The sequence below is a fragment of the Gordonia sp. i37 genome, from assembly GCF_002043085.1.
In the GTDB taxonomy this organism is placed as follows: Bacteria; Actinomycetota; Actinomycetes; order Mycobacteriales; family Mycobacteriaceae; genus Gordonia; species Gordonia polyisoprenivorans.
Map to the genome: position 1 here is coordinate 1 of NZ_MVPX01000330.1, position 3,950 is coordinate 3,950.

4 protein-coding genes are annotated in these 3,950 nt (G+C 67.0%); 1 reads left to right on the top strand and 3 read right to left on the bottom strand.

The window, feature by feature from the left end; genetic code table 11:
* The 3 genes from B1964_RS16120 to B1964_RS16130 form a co-directional block, all read right to left on the bottom strand.
* Positions 1 to 226, bottom strand: a 226-nt coding sequence (locus tag B1964_RS16120) for a hypothetical protein (protein WP_079930496.1), incomplete at its 3' end; no start/stop codon positions are given.
* Between the two features lie 166 nt (positions 227 to 392).
* Positions 393 to 809 carry a YbaB/EbfC family nucleoid-associated protein gene (locus tag B1964_RS16125; RefSeq protein WP_079930497.1) on the bottom strand — a complete coding sequence of 139 codons (417 nt, stop codon included), beginning with the start codon at positions 807 to 809 and terminating at the stop codon, positions 393 to 395.
* The gene (locus B1964_RS16130; protein ID WP_079930498.1) at positions 806 to 1,144 is read right to left on the bottom strand and encodes a DUF2694 family protein; all 339 of its coding nucleotides are present in this window, start codon (positions 1,142 to 1,144) and stop codon (positions 806 to 808) included. Before B1964_RS16130 ends, B1964_RS16125 begins: the two co-directional genes overlap by 4 nt.
* Before the next feature lie 115 nt (positions 1,145 to 1,259).
* Between B1964_RS16130 and B1964_RS16135 the strand changes: the two genes are divergently transcribed.
* Entirely contained in the window at positions 1,260 to 3,836 is a 2,577-nt protein-coding gene (locus B1964_RS16135) for a MinD/ParA family protein (protein WP_079930499.1), read from the top strand.
* Positions 3,837 to 3,950: the final 114 nt, after the last annotated feature.

Consider the following 3,950-nt stretch of genomic DNA (forward strand, 5'->3'; position numbering starts at 1 on the left):
CGTGCCCCGCCGACACCAGGAAGGAGGCGGCCAGATTGGATGCCTGCGCGGGCGCATAGCCGAGGAGGTACTCGACGCCGATCGGACCCACCGCCAGCGCGACCGCCGCGACCATGGCCTCGGCATCCGCACTCGAGGCCAGTGCGATCAGATCACTCGCCGACATATTGGCCGCCGCGAAGGTCTCGATCACCCCCGGCGTCACCGCCAGAACTCCGTTGGACATGTTTCGTGGACCCCCACACTGTGAAACCGATCGTTAGCAACTTGAACCAAGTCAATCAATGGATCACCACACGTGCAACCTCAACGCGGGTATGTCGTCACCATGAATGACTCGGACTCGTCGCCGCGTCGGATACTACGGTGTATTCGTGGCCGACGATGCGTCCTCAGCCCTTGTCGCGCAGGCTTTCCGGAGATGTCCGCGGTTGCGGATCGGGCAATTCCGACAAAGGTCGCCGAGGGGTCGCCGTTGTCCCGTCCCACCGCTCGAGTGGCTCGTTCTGATGGCGGCCGAATTGATCGGTGAACTCTTGAATCAGGGTGTTGCGGCGGTGTAGTGAGGCGCGCGCGGCGTGCTGTGCGGTCTCGACGATCAACGCAGAAAGCGACGAATCGGTATGCCGTGTGATGCCGGGCCCCAGCCACAGCCCCGTCATCGCGCCGACGCCGTCGACCTCGACGGTGACGACCTTGTCCGGGCTCGACACCCTGACGCGAATGCCGGCGGTCTGTGCCTGCAGCGACTCCATCAGGTCGCGTTGTTTCTCGATGCGCGCGAGCACCGAATTCGCCAGCGTTCTCATACCGGCCTCAGCCATCCGTCACCGGACTGTTCGTCCTGGGCACGCTCGTTGAGTTCTTCGAAATCGTGCAAATCGTCCTCGGTGGGCAGTTGCGCATACCGGATGACCTGCGGATCAGTGCCCTGCTCGACGAGTTGCCGCCGGATCTCGACCTGCGCGCGCATCGCCGCAAGCCTGCTCAGTCGCAGGATCTCGTCGGCGAGCGCCTGGGGGTCGCCCTGAAGCTTGCGCGGGTCGATGCGGAGTGCAACCGGCAGTCCCACCTGGGTTGTCCGCACCGCGACGGCACCCGAACGGGACTGTGCTGCCGACATCATCGGCGGTGGCAGAGCCATCAATCCTCCCATTCACTAACATGACGCAACAACACCCTTGCGCACGGCTCACGATACAGTCGGCTGAGGTCAGGACACGCGCCGCCGAAGGTGCGATGCGTCGAACGGGGTACAGATGTTTGCAGACGATCACGGGGAGTCACAGACCCCTTCGTGGCTGTCGGGCTCCCCGGACGACGACGCAAATACCCTTGGCAACAAGCGATCCCACACAAGAGCGGCCACCAGCGACGCCGCGTCCGAGACCGACGCCACGCCGGGCGAGACCGTGAGTCCGACGGTCGGCGCCGTCAGTTCTCGAGACGACCCCACCAGCGCCGACTTCAATCCCTTCGCGGGGATTCTCGGTGGCGCGAGCCCGCTGACATCGGCGGGTCCGGGTTCTACCGACGACGTCGACGACGAGGACAACCCGCTGTTGGCGGCGTTCGGCGCCCGGCCGGGTGGCACCGCCGTCACCGAGGAACCCGCACCCTCCGAGAGCTCGTCGCGCCAGGCCCCACTGCCGTCCGAAGACGACCTCGGCTTGGGCGCCATGTGGATGCCGTTGGCCTCGCCCGCCGGCGAAACTGCCGAGACCGATGATCCGCAAACCGACGGCCCGCGTCATGCGGCGGACGGCCCGGATGACGCCGCGGCCGACTCGGATGATCTCGACGAGATCGAAACCCGTGCAGCACAACTCCTCTCACGACTCGGACGTACCCAGCCGGAACCGGAACCCCACCCGGAGTTCACCATCCCGACGCTGTCCGACGAGTCCATCGACGAGCCGTCACACGATGTCCCGATCGGCGTGGACGACCCGCCGATCCCCATGAACAGCGACATCACAGACGGCGAGGTCTCCGCGTACGACGAAACCTCCACAGGCAGTAGCTATCTCACGGACGACGAGATACCCGCCGCCGGCAGCCCGACCCCTATCGACACCGGGCTGCCGACACCACCCGAGGACACGCGGGGTGACGCCTCGCCGGACGACGCAGATGCCACCGATCCGCATGTCGCCGATGCGATGACGGTGCGTCATCCGATCACGTCACCGCCCCTGCAGCCCCAGCCCGTACCTGCACCGACGCCCGAACCGCGGCGTCGTCGTCGGCCCGCACGACCGCCGTGGCAGCAAGACCCCATGGGAATGGCCGCACCACCTTCGGACCCAACAGCTTTGGGCTCGATACCACCGGGCTCGATACCCCCCGGCTCGATACCACCGGGCCACACGGCACAGGCGCCGATACAGCACGTGCCCATGGAGTACGGGCCTATGGAGTACGGACCTGCGAACAGTGGGCCGACGAACCCTGAGCCCGTGGACCAGCGTCCGACACCACCCGCGCCACCACGTGCTCCCGCGGTTGAACCGCGGGCCGAGCAGATGCCGGTCACCCCGGTGCCGTATCCCGCTGCGCCACAACCCTCTGCATCACAACCACCTCCGCCGCCGCACCCCGCGCCGCCGACCACCGATCCCATCGCGCCTCTTCCGCGCCACGCCGAGCCGATTCCGCAGGCACCGTCCTCGCCGCCTGCTCCCACCCACCAACCACCACCATCGCCGTGGCCCGGACATCGTCCACCCGCTCACCAGGCCCCCGCGCCGCCACCCGCGCAACACTTTTCCGGGCAATACCCGGCGCCCCAGTATGCCCCGGCCTCACCGTATGCCCCTGCGCCACCATTTGGCCCGGGGCCTGCACCTGCGCATCCATCGAATCCGTTGCGGCCGCCAGCCGCGGTACCGTCGTTGGACGAGGCGCACCAGCGTGATCGCAGAAGCGAAGCCCCGCAGGCCGGTTGGCGCCGCGCCGTGTTCACGGTGTCCTCGGGGCACGTCAATCCCGGCGAGTCACGGGCGGCCCGGCGGCGTCAGCAGCTGATCGATCAGATCCGGCGACCGATCAACGGCGACTTCCGGATCGCCATGCTGTCGATGAAAGGTGGGGTGGGCAAGACCACCACCACGGTGGGGCTCGGCTCGGCGTTGGCCGCGGTGCGCGGAGATCGGGTGATCGCGGTGGACGCCAACCCCGACCGCGGCACTCTCGCCGACCGGATTCCGGGCCGGACCTCGGCCAACGTCCGCGACCTGCTGAACATGGGCCCCATCGACCATTACGCCGCGGTGTCCAACCTCACCTCCACCTCTCCGAGTCGCCTGGAAGTCCTTGCCTCCGAACAAGACCCAGCTGCCGCCACCGCCTACGACGAGGCCGACTACCGGCGCACGATCGACACACTGCAGCGTTACTACAACATCATCCTGACCGACTGCGGCACCGGGATCATGCATTCGGTGATGGGTGGGGTCCTCGACCTCGCCCACGCCATCGTCCTCGTGACCACCCCGGCGATGGACGCCGCGCGCAGTGCCTCGGCCACCCTCGACTGGCTCAATTCCCACGGGTACGGGCGCCTGGTGCACGAGGCGCACGTCGTCCTCAGCTCGTCCCGCCCGCAAACCGGCCAGGTGAAGGTCGACAAGATCGTCGATCACTTTGCCGCACGTTGCAATTCGATTCACCTGATCCCCTTCGACCAGCACCTCGCCGAGGGTGCGGCGATCGACTTCACACACCTGCGGGCACCCACTCAGCAGGCGTTTCTCGAGCTGGCCGGAAATGTGTCCAACAGCTTCGGGATGGTGCGTCGCCACCCCGAGATCCGATACCGACGGATGGAAGTATGAGCCAGAACACACGCGATGCGCAGCGGGTCTTCGACGCCGGGGTGCTGTCCCTGGGGATAGCGATCGACGGGCTGCAGACCGAACGGGACGTGACCTACGCCCTTCGGGCCTTCA

What these genes read in the sequence shown, in the direction of transcription:
- B1964_RS16125 (WP_079930497.1), bottom strand. Translation starts at nt 809, where the DNA reads ATGAGAACGCTGGCGAATTCGGTGCTCGCGCGCATCGAGAAACAACGC.
- B1964_RS16130 (WP_079930498.1), bottom strand. Translation starts at nt 1,144, where the DNA reads ATGGCTCTGCCACCGCCGATGATGTCGGCAGCACAGTCCCGTTCGGGT.
- B1964_RS16135 (WP_079930499.1), top strand. Translation starts at nt 1,260, where the DNA reads ATGTTTGCAGACGATCACGGGGAGTCACAGACCCCTTCGTGGCTGTCG.